The organism is Actinocorallia sp. A-T 12471 (genome assembly GCF_033875155.1).
Classification (GTDB): domain Bacteria; phylum Actinomycetota; class Actinomycetes; order Streptosporangiales; family Streptosporangiaceae; genus Actinocorallia.
The window spans coordinates 163,940-181,489 of sequence record NZ_JAWZTE010000006.1 but is presented as its reverse complement, the minus strand read 5'-3'; the positions used below and the strand labels follow the sequence as shown (position 1 = coordinate 181,489).

20 protein-coding genes are annotated in these 17,550 nt (G+C 70.7%); 7 read left to right on the top strand and 13 right to left on the bottom strand.

Annotated features, from left to right (window positions below; genetic code table 11):
- Positions 1–168 precede the first annotated feature (168 nt).
- Positions 169–1,131 carry a hypothetical protein gene (locus tag R9X44_RS18925; protein ID WP_319815522.1) on the top strand — a complete coding sequence of 321 codons (963 nt, stop codon included), beginning with the start codon at positions 169–171 and terminating at the stop codon, positions 1,129–1,131.
- A 41-nt stretch (positions 1,132–1,172) separates the two neighbouring features.
- Here R9X44_RS18925 and lepB read toward each other — a convergent pair whose 3' ends face one another.
- Positions 1,173–1,715 (bottom strand): signal peptidase I, encoded by a 543-nt coding sequence (gene lepB / locus R9X44_RS18920; RefSeq protein WP_319815521.1) that lies wholly within the window; start codon positions 1,713–1,715, stop codon positions 1,173–1,175.
- A gap of 45 nt (positions 1,716–1,760) precedes the next feature.
- Positions 1,761–2,729, bottom strand: coding sequence for a DUF2786 domain-containing protein (locus R9X44_RS18915; protein ID WP_319815520.1), 969 nt, complete (start codon positions 2,727–2,729; stop codon positions 1,761–1,763).
- 85 nt (positions 2,730–2,814) lie between these two features.
- On the opposite strand from R9X44_RS18915, the gene R9X44_RS18910 reads away from it, so the two are divergent.
- Complete coding sequence (locus R9X44_RS18910) at positions 2,815–3,381, top strand: hypothetical protein (protein ID WP_319815519.1); 567 nt, start codon at positions 2,815–2,817, stop codon at positions 3,379–3,381.
- 8 nt (positions 3,382–3,389) lie between these two features.
- Here R9X44_RS18910 and R9X44_RS18905 read toward each other — a convergent pair whose 3' ends face one another.
- Genes R9X44_RS18905 through R9X44_RS18895 form a run of 3 tightly spaced genes read right to left on the bottom strand, consistent with a single transcriptional unit; the run spans position 3,390 to position 4,795 of the window.
- Entirely contained in the window at positions 3,390–3,698 is a 309-nt protein-coding gene (locus R9X44_RS18905; RefSeq protein ID WP_319815518.1) for a hypothetical protein, read from the bottom strand.
- Positions 3,691–4,386 (bottom strand): DUF2786 domain-containing protein, encoded by a 696-nt coding sequence (locus tag R9X44_RS18900; protein ID WP_319815517.1) that lies wholly within the window; start codon positions 4,384–4,386, stop codon positions 3,691–3,693. Before R9X44_RS18900 ends, R9X44_RS18905 begins: the two co-directional genes overlap by 8 nt.
- Positions 4,387–4,426: 40 nt before the next feature.
- Positions 4,427–4,795, bottom strand: a complete 369-nt coding sequence (locus R9X44_RS18895) for a hypothetical protein (protein WP_319815516.1) — start codon at positions 4,793–4,795, stop codon at positions 4,427–4,429.
- Positions 4,796–5,130: 335 nt separating this feature from the next.
- Between R9X44_RS18895 and rho the strand changes: the two genes are divergently transcribed.
- Positions 5,131–6,228 (top strand): transcription termination factor Rho, encoded by a 1,098-nt coding sequence (gene rho, locus R9X44_RS18890; RefSeq protein ID WP_319815515.1) that lies wholly within the window; start codon positions 5,131–5,133, stop codon positions 6,226–6,228.
- Between the two features lie 8 nt (positions 6,229–6,236).
- Here rho and recQ read toward each other — a convergent pair whose 3' ends face one another.
- Together recQ and R9X44_RS18880 are read right to left on the bottom strand one after the other, a co-directional pair.
- Positions 6,237–8,078, bottom strand: coding sequence for a DNA helicase RecQ (gene recQ / locus R9X44_RS18885; RefSeq protein ID WP_319815514.1), 1,842 nt, complete (start codon positions 8,076–8,078; stop codon positions 6,237–6,239).
- A gap of 56 nt (positions 8,079–8,134) precedes the next feature.
- A complete protein-coding gene (locus R9X44_RS18880) occupies positions 8,135–8,344 on the bottom strand; it encodes an EF-hand domain-containing protein (protein ID WP_319815513.1) in 210 nt (69 codons plus the stop codon).
- A 97-nt stretch (positions 8,345–8,441) separates the two neighbouring features.
- On the opposite strand from R9X44_RS18880, the gene R9X44_RS18875 reads away from it, so the two are divergent.
- Positions 8,442–9,842, top strand: coding sequence for a bifunctional phosphatase PAP2/diacylglycerol kinase family protein (locus R9X44_RS18875; protein ID WP_319815512.1), 1,401 nt, complete (start codon positions 8,442–8,444; stop codon positions 9,840–9,842).
- A gap of 25 nt (positions 9,843–9,867) precedes the next feature.
- Here the strand turns inward: R9X44_RS18875 and R9X44_RS18870 are convergent, their stop codons facing one another.
- The 4 genes from R9X44_RS18870 to R9X44_RS18855 are packed head-to-tail and all read right to left on the bottom strand — an operon-like array spanning position 9,868 to position 12,323.
- Complete coding sequence (locus R9X44_RS18870; protein ID WP_319815511.1) at positions 9,868–10,374, bottom strand: copper resistance protein CopC; 507 nt, start codon at positions 10,372–10,374, stop codon at positions 9,868–9,870.
- Positions 10,371–11,072: a YcnI family protein gene (locus R9X44_RS18865; protein ID WP_319815510.1), complete on the bottom strand. Its 702-nt coding sequence runs from the start codon at positions 11,070–11,072 to the stop codon at positions 10,371–10,373. Before R9X44_RS18865 ends, R9X44_RS18870 begins: the two co-directional genes overlap by 4 nt.
- A 39-nt stretch (positions 11,073–11,111) precedes the next feature.
- Positions 11,112–11,642 (bottom strand): MFS transporter, encoded by a 531-nt coding sequence (locus R9X44_RS18860; protein ID WP_319815509.1) that lies wholly within the window; start codon positions 11,640–11,642, stop codon positions 11,112–11,114.
- A gap of 42 nt (positions 11,643–11,684) precedes the next feature.
- The gene (locus R9X44_RS18855; protein ID WP_319815508.1) at positions 11,685–12,323 is read right to left on the bottom strand and encodes a TetR/AcrR family transcriptional regulator; all 639 of its coding nucleotides are present in this window, start codon (positions 12,321–12,323) and stop codon (positions 11,685–11,687) included.
- Between the two features lie 197 nt (positions 12,324–12,520).
- Here R9X44_RS18855 and R9X44_RS18850 point away from each other — a divergent pair, with 197 nt between their 5' ends.
- Positions 12,521–13,480, top strand: coding sequence for a pirin family protein (locus R9X44_RS18850; RefSeq protein WP_319815507.1), 960 nt, complete (start codon positions 12,521–12,523; stop codon positions 13,478–13,480).
- A gap of 73 nt (positions 13,481–13,553) precedes the next feature.
- Here the strand turns inward: R9X44_RS18850 and R9X44_RS18845 are convergent, their stop codons facing one another.
- Positions 13,554–14,120 (bottom strand): nucleosidase, encoded by a 567-nt coding sequence (locus R9X44_RS18845; RefSeq protein ID WP_319815506.1) that lies wholly within the window; start codon positions 14,118–14,120, stop codon positions 13,554–13,556.
- 123 nt (positions 14,121–14,243) lie between these two features.
- Here R9X44_RS18845 and R9X44_RS18840 point away from each other — a divergent pair, with 123 nt between their 5' ends.
- Complete coding sequence (locus tag R9X44_RS18840) at positions 14,244–15,059, top strand: thioesterase family protein (RefSeq protein ID WP_319815505.1); 816 nt, start codon at positions 14,244–14,246, stop codon at positions 15,057–15,059.
- A gap of 78 nt (positions 15,060–15,137) precedes the next feature.
- Here the strand turns inward: R9X44_RS18840 and R9X44_RS18835 are convergent, their stop codons facing one another.
- Positions 15,138–15,647, bottom strand: a complete 510-nt coding sequence (locus R9X44_RS18835) for a PaaI family thioesterase (protein ID WP_319815504.1) — start codon at positions 15,645–15,647, stop codon at positions 15,138–15,140.
- Positions 15,648–15,823: 176 nt separating this feature from the next.
- On the opposite strand from R9X44_RS18835, the gene R9X44_RS18830 reads away from it, so the two are divergent.
- Positions 15,824–17,500, top strand: coding sequence for an adenylate/guanylate cyclase domain-containing protein (locus R9X44_RS18830; protein ID WP_319815503.1), 1,677 nt, complete (start codon positions 15,824–15,826; stop codon positions 17,498–17,500).
- Positions 17,501–17,550 lie beyond the last annotated feature (50 nt).

Sequence of the window (17,550 nt, the reverse complement as noted above, 5' to 3'; positions counted from 1 at the left end):
TAGGACTGACGCCTTGACCCACCGCAAGGTTCACCATTGTCACGACGCCGGGCGAACGGCACTATTGCCCGCATGTTCACGCCGGTCTCCCTCAGCACACTGACCAGAGGAAAGCCTGGTCGCGAGACTCCCAGCGACCTCAGAGATTTTCTCTTTCGCCTATGGATTGTGGCTTTCAGCCTGAAAATGGTGGGCTCGTCCTGGGACGTCTCCTGGCACTTCAAATGGCTGCGCGACGACTTCGCGCCCCCGCACCTTCTGAACAGCGCGGGAACCCTGCTCGCGCTGGCCCTCGTGGGCGTCCACTTCTACACCGGCTATGGCCTCGACAGGATCGCCCAGCGGTTCGTGGAGATCGGCACCGCGGTCTTCATGATCGCGATTCCGATCGACCTCGTGAACCACCGCGTCAACGGCCTCGACATCACCGCGTGGAGCCCGTCCCACGCGCTGCTCTACATCGGCACGGCGCTCATGCTGATCGGCGTGATCCGCGGGTCGTCAGGGGTGGTCCGCGCGGTCTTCTTCGCCTTCTTCCTGGAGAACTGGCACTTCCCCGCACTCCACCAGGAGTACGGCGTCTACGCGCTCAAGGCGTGGCACGCGGGCGACCCCGAGGCCGAGCCGAGCCTTCTGGCGTTCGCGGCCGAACAGATGGGCCGTCCCGTCGACGACATCATGGTCCAGCGGTTCGCCCAGCCCGTCTCGGAGTGGGTCTACCCCCTGTGGACGGCCGTCGGCGTCATGCTCGTCCTCGTCCTCGCGCGCCGCTTCACCGGCCTGCGCTGGACCGCGACCGGCATCACCGCCGGATACCTCGCCTACCGGGCGGTGTCGGGAGTGCTGCTCGACGTCGCCGACTTCCCGCGTTCGGTGTGGCCGCTCTTCCTGCTCGCCGGCGCCGTCGCCATCGACCTGTCCTTCCGCCACCTGCCCCGGCTGCCCGTCGTGGGCGCGCTCCTGACCGTCGGAGCCGTCTACTGCGGCCTCGCCGTACAGGGCCTGTTCTGGGAGGTGCCGCCTTACGCGCTCAACGCGTTCGCGGTGGCCGCGGTCGCGCTCGCGGCCGGATGGTGGGCGCTCGACCGGTTCTTCCCCGAACGCGTCGCGGAGCCACGGCCGGCCGCCTGAGGCGTCAAGCGGGTGACGTCCCCGTGGGCGTCACCCCGTCGTCAGAGCCAGTCCCAGCGGGTGACCGGCCAGATGATCAGCCGCGCGTGGCCCACGACGGAGTCGACCGGCACGAACCCGTTGTCACGCGAGTCCGACGAGCCCGACCTGTGGTCGCCCATCACCCACAGCATGCCGTCGGGGACGGTGACCTTCTCGAACGCGCGGTGGTCGTCCTGGTAGAGGTAGGGCTCGTCGATCGGGTCGCCGTCGACGACGACCTTGCCCTCCTCGCAGCACTCGACGGTCTGCCCGGCGGTGGCGATGACCCGCTTGATCAGGTCCTCGCGCGGCCAGTCGCCGGTCCCGTGGAAGACCACGATGTCGCCGGGGTCGGGGTCGGAGAACAGGTAGGTGACCTTCTCCACGATGACGCGGTCGCGGGTGCAGCCCTCACAGCCGTGCAGGGTGCGCTCCATCGAGCCGGAGGGGATGTAGAACGTCTGGAGTACGAAGGTCCGGATCAGCAGGGCCAGCACGACCGCCGTGACCGCGAGGAACGGGAGTTCTTTGAAGAAGGACCTGGAGGTCGAGGCAGACGTCACGCGGTCACCCTAGATCGTATGGCGGTAACGGGCACATAAAAGAGGTCAGCCGAGGTCGGCCTCACGAGCTGCCTTCCTGCCCTCGGCCCACCCCGCCGCGTCGCGGACCCGCCGCGACCTGACGGAGGTGAGTTCCGGAAAGAGCCTATCCACTGCCCTGTCCACCTCTTCATCCCGTCTGGACAGGACGGGCAGCAGATCCGTCTCCGTAGCCGTCTCGGCCTCGGCCGCGGCGAGGAGCCGCTCGCCGATGTGGTGGGCGAAGGAGGTGAGGAAACTCTCCCGGAACGCCCGCCGCGAGCCGTTCTTCGGCATCGCCGTGTCGGCCTGGACCAGCAGCGACGTGTACAGCAGCTCGACCGCGTCGAGATCGGCGGGGAATCCGAGGACCGTGGCGAACCCGAGCTCGGCGTGCCACACCGCGCGGCAGCGGTTGGCCTCGGCGACCACGTGCAGCAGGGTCGCCTTGGCCTCCTCGTAGGGGCCGTCCACGCCGAGCCGGACGCCGGTGGGGGCGTCGTCGGGGGCGTCGAGCGCGGCACGGTCGAGGCTGTGCCTGGTCATCAGCGCCTGCGCCCGCGCCACGAGCGCCTCGGCCTCGGCCGGGAAGCCCGTGGACTCGGCCTTGGCGAGCAGCGCCCTGATCCGGCCGAGCGCAGGGTGGTCGGGCCGCGCCGACCTGGTCAGCACCGCGAGGCGCGGCAGCCGCGCCAGCGCGCACAGCACCTCGACGACCCTTCCGACGGCCTCGAAGCGGTCGCTCGCGCCGAGCGCCGACGCGTCAAGGACCGCGGCGTGCGCGGGGGAGCGGAACCGGGTCAGGTGACGGCGCAGGTCGTCTTCGGTCCAGCCGCGTCCCGCCGCCTCGGCGCGTGCCCGCCTGAGCTCGGCGAGCAGGACGCCGTCGGCTGCGGCGTCGGCGGCGAGCAGCGCCGTCGCGGAGTCCCAGGCGCGCATGTCGCCGCTGAACTGCGCCTCCTTAGCCGCGGCGATCAACCGCTCAGGTTCGTTCACCTGCCCATCGTCCCATCCCCCTTCTCTGGCGAAACGCTTTGTTCTAGGGTGCCCCGGAATGTCAGTCCTGTGAGGAGAAGGTCACATGCGTGCAATCGCGGTGCTCGGTGTCTTGGCGGTCGGATGGGCGGGTGCCGCCGCGGTCGGCGCGCCCGCCTCGGCCGCGGCGAAGTGCTGGACGGGCAAGTGGACGGTGACCTCGGCGACCGCCGAGATCCGGACCGCCGACCTCGCGTTCGACCTGCGCGGCGGCAAGGGCATCAGGCTCACCCTCGCCAAGAGCGGCAAGGCCACCTACAACTTCACCGGCTCCAAGCCGCTGACCGGCTCCGGCAAGGTGAAGGGCGTGCCCACCAAGGCGACGCTGACCCTCACCAAGACGCTCCGGATGGACAACACCGTCACCGGCGCGAAGAGCGGCTCGATCAAGGGCAAGCCGAAGACCGCCAAGGGCGACGCGGTCCTGACCGTCAAGGCGGGCCTGGTGACGCAGAAGCACAGCGTCGCCAAGGCCGTCCGCAGCGGAGCTGACGAGGGCGTGGTGCCCCGCGCCGCCAAGTTCACCTGCACGGCCAAGAAGCTGACGATCCGGCAGACCGTCCGGGACGGCAAGGAGTACTCCAAGACCGTCTGGAACCTGCGCCGGGGCTGACCCGGCGGCTATTCGTCGATCGGCTCCAACATCCCCTCCGATTCACTGATCTCCAACATGGCCTCGACCGGGTCGATCTCCTCGATCCGGTCGACGAGGCCGAGCACCGCCTCCGGGCTGATCAGCCAGCGCAGCGCCGACGCGCCGGTCTCGTCGCCGGTGATCTGGTCGTGCTGCTCCTCGAACTCGGCGAGGTCGGGCTGCCGGAGCCGGAGGTCGGCCAGCGCCGTCTCCCGCAGGGAGTCGGTGTCGGTGACCTCCACGACCAGGTCCAGCGTCACCCGAAGGAAGCGCTCGGTATCCGCTCGGTTACTCATGGTCCGATGCTAGTGCGGTGTGGCCGAGCGCCGCACGGTCGGCCGCGGCGCGGCCGTGCACCCACCCGTCGGCGTTGGAGGCCCCGCCGCCGCGGAACCTCCGCAGCCGCGGGAAGCGCTCGGCCACGCTCCGCTGGACGGCCGCGTCCCGCGAGGCGAGCACAAGCCCGAGACCAGGCGCGTCGCTCTCGCCGACGGCCTGCTCGGCCGCCTCGCTCAACCGCTCGCCGATCCGCAGCGCGTACGCCGAAAGGAACGCGTGCCGGAACGAGCGGGTGCGCGAGCGGCCGAAGCCGTCGGTGCGCGAGCCCGCCCTGACCATCGCCGACGTCGCCTGCACCAGCAGCGAGGTGAACAGCAGCTCGACCCCGGCGAGATCGTCGGGGTAGCCGAGCACCGTCGCCTCGCCGCGCTCGCGGTGCCAGACCGCCCGGCACCGGTTGGCCTCGGCCACCACGTGCAGCAGCGTCGCCTTCGGCGCGGCATAGGGCTGGTCGACGGCGACGACCCGGGCGCCGGGCCCGTGGCCGTCGCCGCCGTGCTCGGCCTCGAGGAGGGCCGCGTGGAGGTTGTGCCGCGCGATCAGCTCCTGTGCCCGCGCGGTGAGCGCCTCGGCCTCCCGGGGGAACTCGGTCGACTCCGCCTTGTGCAGCAGAGCCCGCACCTTCCCCAGCATTCGCTGATCCATCCCCCCATTCGACCATCGCGGCGGGCCCTGCCGTGGCAGGTCAGCCGACACCGAACACCCCGAGCTTCACCAGCCGGGCGAGGACCGCGTTGCGGCCCCTTCCAAGTTCCGCGCACACCTCCTCCAGCGTCCGTCCCCCGCGCAGCATGTCGAGCATCAGCGCGCTCTCCTCATGCGTCCACGGGAAGTAGGCTTTCGGATGTCGTTTGCGCAGCGCCGCCACCGAGCGCCTGCCGGGCAGATCGACCGAGCCGACCTCACGGAACGGCACGTCGAGCAGCAGCTCCTTGCGGCGCAGGACGCGCAGCGCGCTTCCGCCGAAGACCAGCCGGTCGGCGTCGATCTCCAGCTCGCAGACCGACTCGCCCTGGTGTGCGCGGGGTTCGAGAAAACTCATCTTGATGTCCATGCGCACACTCTGCGTGATCTCTTTCAAGATCGCTTAGCGGCCTGTGGATAACTTTCTCGGCGACTTTTCCCGGGCCCGGGGGACTGGTGTGACGGGGGCCGCGCGCCGTACCGTGGAGAACCGGAGGTGATCCGGACGGGATTGACAAACCGCCACACTCCGTGTTTCCTTCGTGAGGAGGCAGAGCGCTTCTGAACCGTGTCACGGTTCGCCGCCTCCTTTTCCTTACCGGCACCGTCCCGCCCTTTCCGGCACGTGCCCTCACCCCGCGCCCCTTGAGCGCCTCCCCATCGTCGCGCGCCCTTCTCGGCGCGCCGTTCCCCCAGGAAGCCCGCATGACCCTCACCGAAGAAACCACCGTGCGGAGCACGGTCCCCGTCTCGGGAATCCTTTCCGTCACCGGAAAGAACGCCCACCTGCGCACCCGCGGCCTCGCCCCGTCGCCCGACGACGTCCAGGTCCCGCTCGCGCTCGTCGCCAAGTACCGGCTCCGCTCCGGAGACCAGGTCACCGGCGCGGCACGTCCCCGCACCCGGGGCGGCCCCGCCGTCCTGGCGACCGTCGACGGGCGGCCCCGCGAACGCGTCCCGTTCGAAGACCAGACCCCGTACTTCCCCACCGAGAGGCTGACCCTCGGCCCGTCCCCCGCAGGACGGATCATCGACCTGCTCGCGCCCATCGGCAAGGGCCAGCGCGGCCTCATCGTCGCCCCGCCCAAGGCCGGCAAGACGATCATCCTGCAGACCCTCGCCAATGCGATCGCGGCGAACCACCCCGAATGCGAACTGATCGTGCTGCTCGTGGACGAACGCCCAGAAGAGGTCACCGACCTGCGGCGCAAGGTCCCCAGCGCGCAGATCGTCGCCTCCACCTTCGACCGGCCCGCCGGCGAGCACATCGAACTCGCCGAACTCGCCGTGGAGCGGGCCAAGCGCCTCGCCGAGCGCGGCCGCGACGTCGTCCTGCTGCTCGACTCCCTCACCCGGCTCGGCCGCGCCCACAACATCGCCGCGCCCGCGAGCAGCCGCATCCTCGCCGGAGGCGTCGCCGCCGGGGCGCTCTACCCGCCGAAGAAGTTCTTCGGCGCGGCCCGCAGCCTCGAGCAGGGCGGCTCCCTGACGATCCTCGCGACCGCGCTCGTGGAGACCGGATCGCGCATGGACGAGGTGTTCTTCGAGGAGTTCAAGGGCACCGGCAACATGGAGCTGCGGCTGTCGCGCAGGCTCGCCGACCGGCGGATCTTCCCCGCGATCGACATCGCCGCCTCAGGCACCCGCCGCGACGAACTGCTGCTGCCGCCCGCCGAGCTCGCCGCGTCGTGGAAGCTGCGCCGCACCCTCGCCGCGCAGGACGAGCAGCAGGCGATGACGCTGCTCCTCGACAAGATCAAGAAGACCCGCTCGAACGCGGAGTTCCTCGCCCAGCTGCCCTGACGGCCGCCTCAGCCCTCCTCGGCGACCTCCTGCGCGACGACCTCGATGATCTGCTCGCCGTACTTGCTCAGCTTGTTCTCGCCCACCCCGCTGACGCCCGCGAGATCGGCGAGCGACGTGGGCCGCCGGTTCGCGAACTCCCGCAGCGTCGCGTCATGGAAGATGACGTACGCGGGAAGACCGAGCTCCTTGGCCGTGGCCGCCCGCCACGCGCGCAGCCGCTCGAACAGCGGCTTTGCCTCCTCGGGCAGGTCGACCGCGGTGCCGCCAGACTTCGCGCTCCGCGCCGGTTTCGCCGCCCGCGCGGGCTCGCGCCGCATCCGCACCTCGCGCCGCCGCCCGAGCACCTCACCGCTCGCCTCGGTCAGCACCAGCGTGCCGTAGTCGCCCTCGACCCCGAGCAGGCCCTGGGCGAGCAGCTGGCGCACGACGCCGCGCCACTCCGGCTCGCTCAACTCGGCCCCGACGCCGAAGACGGTCAGCTGGTCGTGCCGGTACTGGCGTACCTTCTCGGTCTCCTTGCCGAGCAGGACGTCGATGATCTGGCCCGCGCCGAACTTCTGGTTCCGCTCGTTCTTCAGCCGGTACACCGCCGACAGCAGCTTCTGCGCCGCGATGGTGCCGTCCCATGACTCCGGCGGCGTCAGGCAGGTGTCGCAGTTGCCGCACTCGGCGGCGCCGCCCTGCCCGAAGTAGGCGAGCAGCTGGCTGCGCCGGCACGTGACGGTCTCGCACAGCGCGAGCATCGCGTCGAGGTGGATGGTCTGCTGGCGGCGGAAGGCGAGGTCGCCGTCCGAGCCGTTGATCATCTTGCGCTGCTGCACAACGTCGTTGAGGCCGTAGGCCATCCACGCGGTGGACGGCAGCCCGTCACGGCCCGCGCGGCCCGTCTCCTGGTAGTAGCCCTCGATGGACTTCGGCAGGTCGAGATGGGCGACGAGGCGGACGTCCGGCTTGTCGATGCCCATGCCGAACGCGATCGTCGCCACGACGGTCAGGCCGTCCTCACGCAGGAACCTCGCCTGGTTCTCGGCGCGCACGCGCGCGTCAAGGCCCGCGTGATACGGCACCGCAGGGACGCCGTTGGCCACCAGGAACTCCGCGGTGCGCTCCACCGAGGCCCGCGAAAGGCAGTACACGATCGCCGCGTCGCCCTTGTGCTCGGTGCGCAGCAGGTCGAGCAGCTGCTTCTGCGGGCTGTTCTTCGGCACGATCCGGTACTGGATGTTCGGGCGGTCGAAGCTCGCCACGAAGTGTCGCGCCTCGCCGAGGCCCAGCCGCTCGGTGATCTCCGCGTGGGTCGCCTCGGTGGCCGTCGCGGTGAGCGCGATGCGCGGCACCTCGGGCCAGCGCTCGTGCAGCGCCGACAGCAGCAGGTAGTCCTTGCGGAAGTCGTGGCCCCACTGCGAGACGCAGTGCGCCTCGTCGATCGCGAACAGGGCGACCTTGCCCTGGTCGAACAGGCGGGTCGTGCCGTCGAGCTGAAGCCGTTCCGGCGCGAGGTAGAGCAGGTCGAGGTCGCCGGAGACGAACGCCTGCTCGACGTCCCTGCGCTCGGCAGGGCTCTGCGTGGAGTTCAGGAACGCCGCCCGCACGCCGAGCGCGCGCAGGGCGTCCACCTGGTCCTGCATCAGGGCGATCAGCGGTGAGATCACCACGCCGACCCCCGGGCGCACCAAGGCGGGGATCTGATAGCACAGCGACTTGCCGCCGCCGGTCGGCATGAGCACGAGTGCGTCGCCGCCGGCGACGACATGATCGACGATCTCCTGCTGGCCAGGCCGGAAGGAGTCGTATCCGAAGACGCGCTTGAGCACGTCGGCCGCGTCCTGCACGCCGGGGGAAGTCACCCGGCAAGTCTACGAATCCGACCGCTCTCCCACGGCCGAACCTGTGGACAACGTGATCAGAGGGCGTCGAGCATGGCCTGGAGCTCGTCGAGCGTGATGTAGCCGTCGTGGTTGACGTCGGCTCGCTCGAAGCGCTCCTGAGTCTCGGCCTTGCTCCAGGTCAGCCCGAGTTCGTCCAGCACGAGGGTGAAGCCGACCAGGTCGAGGCGGCCGTTGTCCTGGACGTCGATCGTGCGGAATGCGGTGAGCAGGCTCTCGACTGTCAAAGTGGAGCTCCCTTCCTTGTCTAGATCGTCAGATCATGACACAGCCCGTGACGGGCCACACGGTAGAAAGACGTCTCTGCCGGGGAATACGTCGCACATGGACCTGGCCGAAATCGATCACCGTGCGTTCGACAGGGTGGCCGCGGCGAAGCTGCGCGGCCTGGAGTCCGTCCTTCCGAGGCTGTCCGCCGCGGCCGACCACGGGAAGCTGTGGTACCTCGTCGCCGCGGGCCTGGCGGTCACGGGACGTCCGTCGCTTCGGCGCGCCGCGACGCGCGGGCTGATCGGGATCGCACTGGCCAGTCCGACGGTTAACATCGTGGGCAAGCAGATCTTCCGGAGGCGAAGACCGCTCATCGACAACGTTCCGGTGGTCCGGGTGCACCGGATACCGCGCTCTCCGTCCTTTCCGTCGGGGCACACCGCGTCGGCCGTCGCGTTCGCCGCGGGAGTCGCCATGGAGGCGACGGGCAGGACCGCGCTCCCGGTGGCGGGACTCGCCGCCGCCGTCGGGTTCAGCCGGGTCTACACCGGCGCGCACTATCCGGGCGACGTGCTGGCCGGGGCGGCTTCGGGACTCGCCGCGGCCCTGGTGACGCGTCTCATCTGGCCGGTTTCGGCCCCGGCGGAAGTGGTGCCGCTCGAGCGGTCGGTCGAGTCGGTGGACCCGTCGGGCGACGGCGTCGTGGTCGTCGTCAACGGGGACGACGGGATCGAGGAGCAGTTGCGTGGGGAGCTTCCCGGCGCGCGGTTCGAGTCGTCAGGGGAGCTCGAAGAGAGGTTGGAGAGGGCCGCCGGTGCGGCGAAGGTCCTTGCGGTCGGCGGGGGCGACGGGACCGTGGGCGCGGGCGCGGCGGTGGCGCTGAAGCACGACATCCCCTTGCTCGTGCTGCCCGTCGGCACCCTCAACCACTTCTCTCGCACGCTCGGAATCGAGACGGTATCGGACGCCCTGAACGCCTACCGGAGCGGGAACCTGTCACGGGTCGACGTCGGGACGGTGAACGGCGTCCCGTTCCTCAACAACGCGGGCTTCGGGATCTACCCGGAGGTCGTGCGCAGGCGGGAGAAGCTGGAGCGCAGGTTGGGCAAGTGGCCGGCCCTCGCCGTGTCCACCCTGCGCGCGCTGCGTCACACCTCACCCGTCTCCGCGACCGTGGACGGCCACAGCCGACGCGTCTGGCTGGCGTTCGTAGGCAACTGCACGTACAGATCACACGGTACGGTCCCCACCACGCGCGCCCATATGGACGACGGAATCCTCGACGTAAGGGTGGTCTCCGCCCGCCGCGGGCTGGGCAAGCCGGGGGCTTTCGCGGCGGTGCTGACGGGAAGCCACCGGCTCGGCTACGAGAAGTGGGCCGCGCGGTCCTTGAACATCGAGCCCTCCGCCGACCGCCTTCTCGTCTCCCATGACGGCGAGATCAGCGGTTCGGCTCCGCCCGTCGTCTTCGACAAGCACCCCAAGGGCCTCGCCGTCTTCGTGCCCGCCCCCTGACGCCGAGGGCGGGCGCGAAAGGACGTCACTCGTCGTCGTTGCGTGACGAGGCCCAGTACAGACCTCCTCCGACGAGGCCGAGGGCGACGACGCCCAAGGCGATCCAGGTCCAGGACCGGCCCTCGTCTTCCTCTTGCGCCGAGGCGGGCGCGGCCGTTTGTGCGGCCTGCCCTTCGACGGTGAACGAGAACTCGCCTTGGATCGGGTGTCCGTCCGGGGAGACGGCCCGCCAGGAGACATGGTGAAGGCCGGGCGCCAAGGGCTTGCGCACCGGCACGGTGACCTTGTCGCTCTTGAGCTTCGGCTTGCCTCCCACCTCCTTGCCTTCGGCGTCCGTGACGACGGCCTGGGGGAGGATCACCGAGTCGGCGAAGGTGAGCATGATGCTTTCGGGCGCGGGTACGACCGACCCGTCCTCGGGCGATGTCCCGGAAAGGCTCGTGTGCGCGCTTGCCGGGGCGGCTATGGGCCCGGCCGTGGCGGCCGCCGCAAGGGCGACGGCCGCCACGGCGCGCGCGATCAGGCCCCTCACGCCGCGCGGCGTCCCCGGGCGAACCCGAGGCCGCCGAGGACGAGACCGACGAGGCCCGCGGCGAGGCCGAGCCCGCCGAGCAGCCGTGCCGTGCCGTCCTGCCCGTCGCTCCCGGTGGCCGGCTCGGCCGCCGAGACCGTCATGCCGTGCGCGTCGGTCCCCTCGGCGGGGGCGGTCAGCTCGAGGACGGGGGCGGGGTGCTCGGGCTCACCCGCGCCGGCCCCTGCCACGTCGGCCCACTTGACGACCTCGCCGCTCGAGTAGGTCTGGTCGGCCTTGAAGACGAGCCTGTCGGTGGTCGTGGGCAGCGGGCCGAGGGTGACGTCGAACTCCTGGAACTGCCCCGCCTCGATCTTCCCGCCCTCCCAGGTGATCTTCGCGACCGCCTCGGTGATCTCGCCGCTTCCGGTGTCGACGGGCTTGGCGAGCGCGGCCTTGGGGGCCGCGACGGTCCAGCCGGGCAGCGGCTTCACCGACACGAACGCGATCGGGTAGTCGGCGGGCAGCTCGACCACGAGCTTGGTCGTCGCGGCGTCGTCGCGCTCGTTGGGGACCCGGAAGGTGACCTTGGACCAGGAGCCCTTCTCGGCGCTCCCCGGCTGCACGGTGACGTGCGCGAGCGCGGGCGCGGACACCCCGGCGAGGGTGAGCGCGGTGATCCCTGCGACGAACGCGGCCCGGCGGCTGTTCTTGGACATGCGTGTACTCCACGTGACTGATCGGAACGAACGATGACTTCAGCGGGTGAAGGCGGCGTTCGGAGGTCCGCGGAGGACGAGGCTGTGCCTGAGCAGCGTGGTCTTGGGACGTGCCTGGGGCTCGGCGTACGCGGGCGTACCCGTCGTGTCGTACGCGGGCACCCGGACGGGGATAAGGCGGAGCGGCGGTACGAGGCGTCGGGCGAGCGCCCAGAACGCGCGTTCCCCTCGGCGCAGCCACACGGCGGACAGCAAGGCCGCCGTGACGTGCGCGGCCATCATGCGCCCGTCCATCGTCCCGTCCGGGCCGCTGAGCGGGCTGTGGTGGTCGGTGGCCAGCAGCGAGTGCAAAGCGAACTGCCCGCCCAGCAGCGCGCCCATGATGAGCGGTAGGCCGCGCTCGTGCCCGGCCAGGAGGTGGGCCACGCCGGTGACGCCGAAGAAGGCGGCGGCGAGGGCCCACGGGTCTACGGGGTCTCCGGACGCCGTCCAGTGACCGGCCAGCGTCAGGCTCACGCACACGGCCGCGAAGGCCGTCGCGCGGGCGAGACGGTAAGGAGCCTTGGTCAACGGGGTGTCCGGGGGTAGCCGAGAGCGAGCGCGGCAAGTCTTTCACACCGCTTTGCGCAGGAGCCCCCGGCGTGCCGCCGACGCCGCCACCATCGCCGCCCGCGCGGTGTCGACCTCTTCCACCGGCTCACAGGAGATGTAGAGCCGGTAGTACAGCGGCGCGGCGGCCTGCCGGATGACCTCCGCCGCGTCGGTGTCGGGCGGCACCTCGCCGCGCTGGACGGCCCGCTCGACGATCACCGCGCCGATCTCGGCGCGGGTGCGCAGGGTCGAGGTGGCGAAGGTGTTCCTGGCGGGTCCCTGGCCGAGCGAGGAGCCGATGAGGACGTCCATCCACGCGCGGTAGGGCGCGGTGTCGAAGAGCTCGGCGATCGACCGGGTGAGGCACGTCAGGTCGCCTTCGAGGGTCCCGGTGTCGGGGACCGCGAGGTTCTCCTCCATGACGGCCTGGGCCGCGTCGGCGACGACCCCTTCGAGGCTGCCCCAGCGGCGGTAGATCGTGGACGGGGCCACGCCCGCCCTTATCGCGATCTTCTCCACGCCTGTGCCCGAATAGCCGACCTCGACGAGTTCGGCGAGGGCGGCCTGCAGGACGCTTCTCCTGGTCCGGGCGGTGCGTCCACCCGGCCGGACGGTGCCCGGCCGTGGCCTGGAGACAGGATGGGGATCACGTTGTCGCATGGAGTCAAGCCTTCCGTCACGTCTGTCAGAAGGTAACGCAATGAGCTTCGCGTTTGCCGCGCGCCCCCCGAAACGCAGTCCATTCGTGACCGATCGACCATCCCGGCTGTGTCGGACACTGGTCCGTCAGGGCGGAATATGTTTAAACTTCAATTAGTTGAGGCGGGTGATACCGCTTCCGCAAGAAGGAGGACGACATGGCCGCCGTCACCGTGGAGAACCCGCTCACCCTGCCGCGCGTGCCGGTGCCGGACGCCGCCACCGACACCCCGCGCCCTGTGCTCGGCGTAACGAACGCGCCGAGTGGCTTCGAGGGTGAGGGCTTCCCTGTGCGCCGCGCCTTCTCCGGCGTCCACATGCGCCACCTCGACCCGTTCATCATGATGGACCAGATGGGCGAGGTGGACTACGCGCCGGGAGAGCCCAAGGGCACCCCGTGGCACCCGCACCGCGGCTTCGAGACCGTCACCTACCTCATCGAGGGTGAGTTCGACCACCAGGACTCCGCCGGGGGCGGCGGCAAGATCGGCCCCGGGGACACCCAGTGGATGACCGCGGGCTCCGGCCTCCTGCACATCGAGGCCCCGCCCGAGTCGCTGGTCATGAGCGGCGGGCTCTTCCACGGCCTGCAGCTGTGGGTGAACCTGCCCGCCAGGGACAAGATGATCGCGCCGCGCTACCAGGACATCGCGGGCGGCAACATCAAGCTCCTCACCACCCCTGACGGCGGAGCGCTGCTGCGCGTCGTCGCCGGCGAGCTCGACGGCCACCGCGGCCCCGGAGTCACCCACACGCCCATCACGTTCATCCACGCGACCGTGAGCCCGGGCGCGGAGGTGACCCTCCCGTGGAACCCGGCGTTCAACGCGCTCGCGTACGTCCTGTCGGGACACGGCACGGTAGGCGCCGCGCGCAGGCCGATCAAGGGAGGGCAGCTCGCTGTCTACGGCAAGGGCTCAAGCATCACCCTCGCGGCCGAGGGTCGGCAGGAGACCGACAGGCCCGACCTTGAAGTCGTCATCCTCGGCGGCCAGCCCATCGGCGAGCCGGTGGCGCACTACGGCCCGTTCGTCATGAACACCAAGGCCGAGCTCCAGCAGGCGTTCGAGGACTTCCAGGCCGGACGGCTCGGCGTGATCCCCGCCGACCGGGTCTGACCCTCCGGACGAAGGCGGGCTCCCAGAACCGGGGGTCCGCCTTCGTCGTTTCAAGCGCGCGCGCTTGGGCCCGCTACACGTGGGTGGAGACCCACGCCGCGAGATCGCGGGCGCAGTCGTCGAGCGACTCCTTCCACGTCTTGGCCGAGTCGCCGTCCGCGCCGTCGCTCACGTGCTTGACGAGCCTGACGGGCACGCCCGCCGCGTGCGCCGCGGCGGCGACCGCATAGCCCTCCATGTCTACGAGATGGGCGTCCTGGGCGAGCTTGACCCTGACGTCCTCGGAGGAGACGAACACGTCGCCGGTCGCCAGGACGAGGCCGTCGGCCTTCAGCTCGAACGGCTCACCCGTCGGGCGTCCGGTGAGTTCGCTGATGCCCTTGCCGTTCAGGTCGTGCTGGATGACCCGCGCGACCTCGTGGGTGCCGTGCACCCCGGCGCGCAGGGCGCCGGCAGTCCCGAGGTTGATGATCTCCAGGGGGGTGTGCCTTGCCAGGACCGCCGCGACCGCGACCGCCGCGTTGACCTTGCCGATGCCGGTGAGCAGGACGGGGAGGTCACGGTCGAGGTAGGCAGCCTCCTCGTCCGCCGCGACGACGAGCAGCGGACGGTCAGGGGCGATGATTCCGGTGAGCCGCATGGATCGCACGCTAGCGCGTGGACCTGCACGTTCGGGTCTCGATCCGCGGTCGGACCGGTACAGCCCCGGCGTCTGCCGCAGAAGATACCGAACTACACTCGGTTCCCGACGAGAGGGAGAGTCATGTCGAGGTTCGGGGCCGACACGACCAGCGGTGCGCCGGTCGAGGGGACGATCGCCGCGGAGGTGTCCGCGGAATGGGGCACGGGAGGTCCCGCGCCCAATGGCGGTTACCTTCTCGCACTTGTAGCGCGCGCTTTGGGCGGCACCCTTCCGCACCCGCACCCCCTGACGATCACCGCGCACTACCTGAGCGCGGCGCGGCCCGGCCCCGCGGTCATCGAGACCGAGACGCTGAGGGAGGGCCGCACCCAGACGACGGCGATGGCGCGCCTCGTCCAGGACGGCAAGGAGCGCATCCGTGTGCTCGCCGCGTACGGCGACCTCGCCGAACTCCCCGACGACGTGCGCACCACCGCCGAGCCCCCGGCGATCCCGCCCCTTGAGGAGTGCTACGCGCCGCCCAAGGACTTCGCCGACATCGTCACGATGATGCGGCACACCGACATCCGGGTGGACCCCGCGACGTCGGGCTGGGCGCTGGGCAAGCCGTCGGGCGTCGGCGCGCTGCGCGCCTGGCTCCGCCTCGCCGACGGCACCGAGCCCGACCCGTTCATGCTGCTCTACACCGTTGACGCGCTTCCGCCCGTCGCGTTCGAGATGTCGGTGAACGGGTGGGTCCCGACGGTCGAGATGACGGTCCACGTCCGCGCGTTGCCCGCGCCGGGATGGCTGCGGGTGCAGGCGGTGAGCCGCAACCTCGCGGGCGGCCTCATCGAGGAGGACATCGAGGTGTGGGACAGCCGCGACCGTCTCGTCGCGCAGGGCAGGCAGCTCGCGCGGGTCCGCCTCAACAAGCCGGTGACGGCCTCGGTCTGAGCCGCCCTTCCGAGACGTGAACGGCCGGTACGGGAGCTCCCGTACCGGCCGTCGTCATACGGACTTCGTATGGGCCGTTCAGCGCTCCTGCGTGAAGTGCGCGGGAGGCACCTCGACGAACAGGGCGGCGGCCTCCACCGCGACGGGTCCGTCGGGGGCGTCGAGCCGCCCTTCGGAGCGCAGGTAGATCTTGCGTCCCTCGACGCCCGTGCACCACGCCTTCAGGTAGACGGTCGAGCCGACGGGCACGGGCGTCCGGTAGTCGGTCTCCAGCCGGCCCGTGACGGCCATCCTGCCGAGGCTCCAGGCTGCGGTGCCGAGGATCTCGTCCATGGCGGTCGCGAGCAGGCCGCCGTGCGCGAGGCCGGGAGCGCCCTGGTGCCTTTCGCCGACGTGGAAGTGGCCGTACACGGCGGTGCCGTCCGAGGCGGTGCGTTCGACCTTGAGGCCGTCGGCGACGTCCTTGCCGCAGCCGAAGCAGCCTTCGTAGATGCCCGCCGATCTCAGGTCGTCCGGCGCGATGCGGCCGAGGTCCTGGTCGGGGATCTTCGCGCCGGGCGGCGGCGTGGTAACGGGCGAGGCGGTCATCGCTTGGGTCCTCCGTGAAAGTCCAGCACATATTACTGACCGGTACTCACGGACCTCCTGGTTCGCCCTGTGGGGTACGCCATAGTGCCCACCACACGAAACCGCCCACGAAGTTGTGACAAGTGGCCTTTATCCGTTCTCCACGGGTGCGTAGAGTGACGCGCGCGGAGGTGATCGTGGACCGAGAGCAGATCGCGCACAGCCTCGACTCCCTGCAGGAGCGGCTCGCGAAGATCCCCGGCGTGCCTCCGCCGCTGGAGCTGCGGGTCCGATGGCTGCTCACCACGGCCGTCCTGTGCGCCAACGCGGTCGGCGCGGCGGTGGTGCTCGTCTTCGTGCTCCTCGTGCTGCCCAACCCCGAGGAAGTCGACCGGCTCCACCCCAACGCGAACCTCGTCAACGCCATCGCGTTCGGCTCCTATCCCCTCTTCGCCGTGCCGTTCGCGGTGTGGTGGGCGCTCAAGGTGTTCGCGCCCATCCGTCGTCTGGTGCGGGAGAAGGGCACGCCCGACGAGGAGCAGCGCCACGCGGTCCTGCTGGGGCCCGCGCGGCTCAGCCTCATCCAGGGCGTGCTGTGGTGCGTCGGCGCGACGGGCTGGACCATCCTGAACGCCTTCTACGGGCCGCTCATGGCGCTGAAGATGGGCATGACGTGCCTGCTCGGCGGCATCACCACGATCGCGCTCGTCTACCTGATGACCGAACGGCTGCTGCGCCCCGCCGCCGCGCTCGTCCTGGCCACCAAGCCGCCGCGCGAGCACCTGTTCTCGCGGGTGCGCACCCGGGCGATGCTCGCGTGGGTCGTCGGCACCGCGGTGCCGATGCTCGGCCTCATCGTCATCGCGATCGTCGCGCTCACCGACCCCGACTTCGACGGCTACGAGGCCGCGAAGTCAGGACTCGTGCTCGGCTGCATCGCGCTCGCCATCAGCTTCCAGGTGACGTGGTGGGTCTCCCAGGCCCTCGGCGACCCGATCAGGACGGTGCGCGAGGGCATGGAACGCGTCGCGCGCGGCGACCTCGACACCCGGGTCGTCGTCTTCGACGCGAGCGAGCTCGGCCAGCTCCAGGCGGGCTTCAACACGATGGTGTCCGGGCTGCGCGCGCATGAGCGGCTCCAGGACCTGTTCTCCCGGCATGTCGGCAGCGACGTCGCCGAACTCGCGCTCAACTCCGACATCTCCCTCGGCGGCGAGGAGAAGGAGGTGGCCGTGGTGTTCGTCGACCTCGCCGGATCGACGCGCATGGCCGCCGAACGACCGCCCGACGAGGTCGTCGCGCTCCTCAACCTCTTCTTCGGCGTCGTCGTGGACTGCGTGAACCGCAACGCCGGCTGGATCAACAAGTTCGAGGGCGACGCGGCCCTCGCCATCTTCGGCGCGCCCGCCGAACTGCCCGGGGCGGGCGGCCACGCCCTCGCCGCGGGACGCGAGATGGCCGAGCAGCTGCGCGCGCGGGTGCCGGAGCTGACGGCCGGGATCGGCATCTCGCGCGGCCCCGTCGTCGCGGGGTACATCGGCGCGGAGCAGCGGTTCGAGTACACCGTCATCGGCGACCCGGTGAACGAGGCGGCGCGGCTCAGCGACCTCGCGAAGACCGCGCCGTCACGGGTGCTCGCCGCCGCGCAGGTGCTTGAGGACGCGTCGGAGCTCGAGGCGTACCGCTGGGAGACCGGCGCGCCCGTCACCCTGCGCGGACGGCCGCGTCCGACGGTGCTCGCCCATCCACGCGTGCCCGTGGACAACGCGATGCCGCTGCCCGAGCTCATCGTCAGGTCGCGGGGGCTGCGGCGTCGGCGGCGATTCCTCCCGTTGATCCCGCTTCTGCGGCCGAGCCGTCGCACGGACGACTGAGTTATCCACAGGCTCGGCGGGTTGTCCACAGGCTGAAAAGCGGGGGTGCG

Bases quoted from the DNA above. Each gene is read 5' to 3' on its own strand.
- R9X44_RS18910 (WP_319815519.1), top strand. From the start codon at position 2,815: ATGCGTGCAATCGCGGTGCTCGGTGTCTTGGCGGTCGGATGGGCGGGT.
- R9X44_RS18905 (WP_319815518.1), bottom strand. From the start codon at position 3,698: ATGAGTAACCGAGCGGATACCGAGCGCTTCCTTCGGGTGACGCTGGAC.
- R9X44_RS18900 (WP_319815517.1), bottom strand. From the start codon at position 4,386: ATGGATCAGCGAATGCTGGGGAAGGTGCGGGCTCTGCTGCACAAGGCG.
- R9X44_RS18895 (WP_319815516.1), bottom strand. From the start codon at position 4,795: ATGGACATCAAGATGAGTTTTCTCGAACCCCGCGCACACCAGGGCGAG.
- rho (WP_319815515.1), top strand. From the start codon at position 5,131: ATGACCCTCACCGAAGAAACCACCGTGCGGAGCACGGTCCCCGTCTCG.
- R9X44_RS18875 (WP_319815512.1), top strand. From the start codon at position 8,442: ATGGACCTGGCCGAAATCGATCACCGTGCGTTCGACAGGGTGGCCGCG.
- R9X44_RS18865 (WP_319815510.1), bottom strand. From the start codon at position 11,072: ATGTCCAAGAACAGCCGCCGGGCCGCGTTCGTCGCAGGGATCACCGCG.
- R9X44_RS18855 (WP_319815508.1), bottom strand. From the start codon at position 12,323: ATGCGACAACGTGATCCCCATCCTGTCTCCAGGCCACGGCCGGGCACC.
- R9X44_RS18850 (WP_319815507.1), top strand. From the start codon at position 12,521: ATGGCCGCCGTCACCGTGGAGAACCCGCTCACCCTGCCGCGCGTGCCG.
- R9X44_RS18845 (WP_319815506.1), bottom strand. From the start codon at position 14,120: ATGCGGCTCACCGGAATCATCGCCCCTGACCGTCCGCTGCTCGTCGTC.
- R9X44_RS18840 (WP_319815505.1), top strand. From the start codon at position 14,244: ATGTCGAGGTTCGGGGCCGACACGACCAGCGGTGCGCCGGTCGAGGGG.
- R9X44_RS18835 (WP_319815504.1), bottom strand. From the start codon at position 15,647: ATGACCGCCTCGCCCGTTACCACGCCGCCGCCCGGCGCGAAGATCCCC.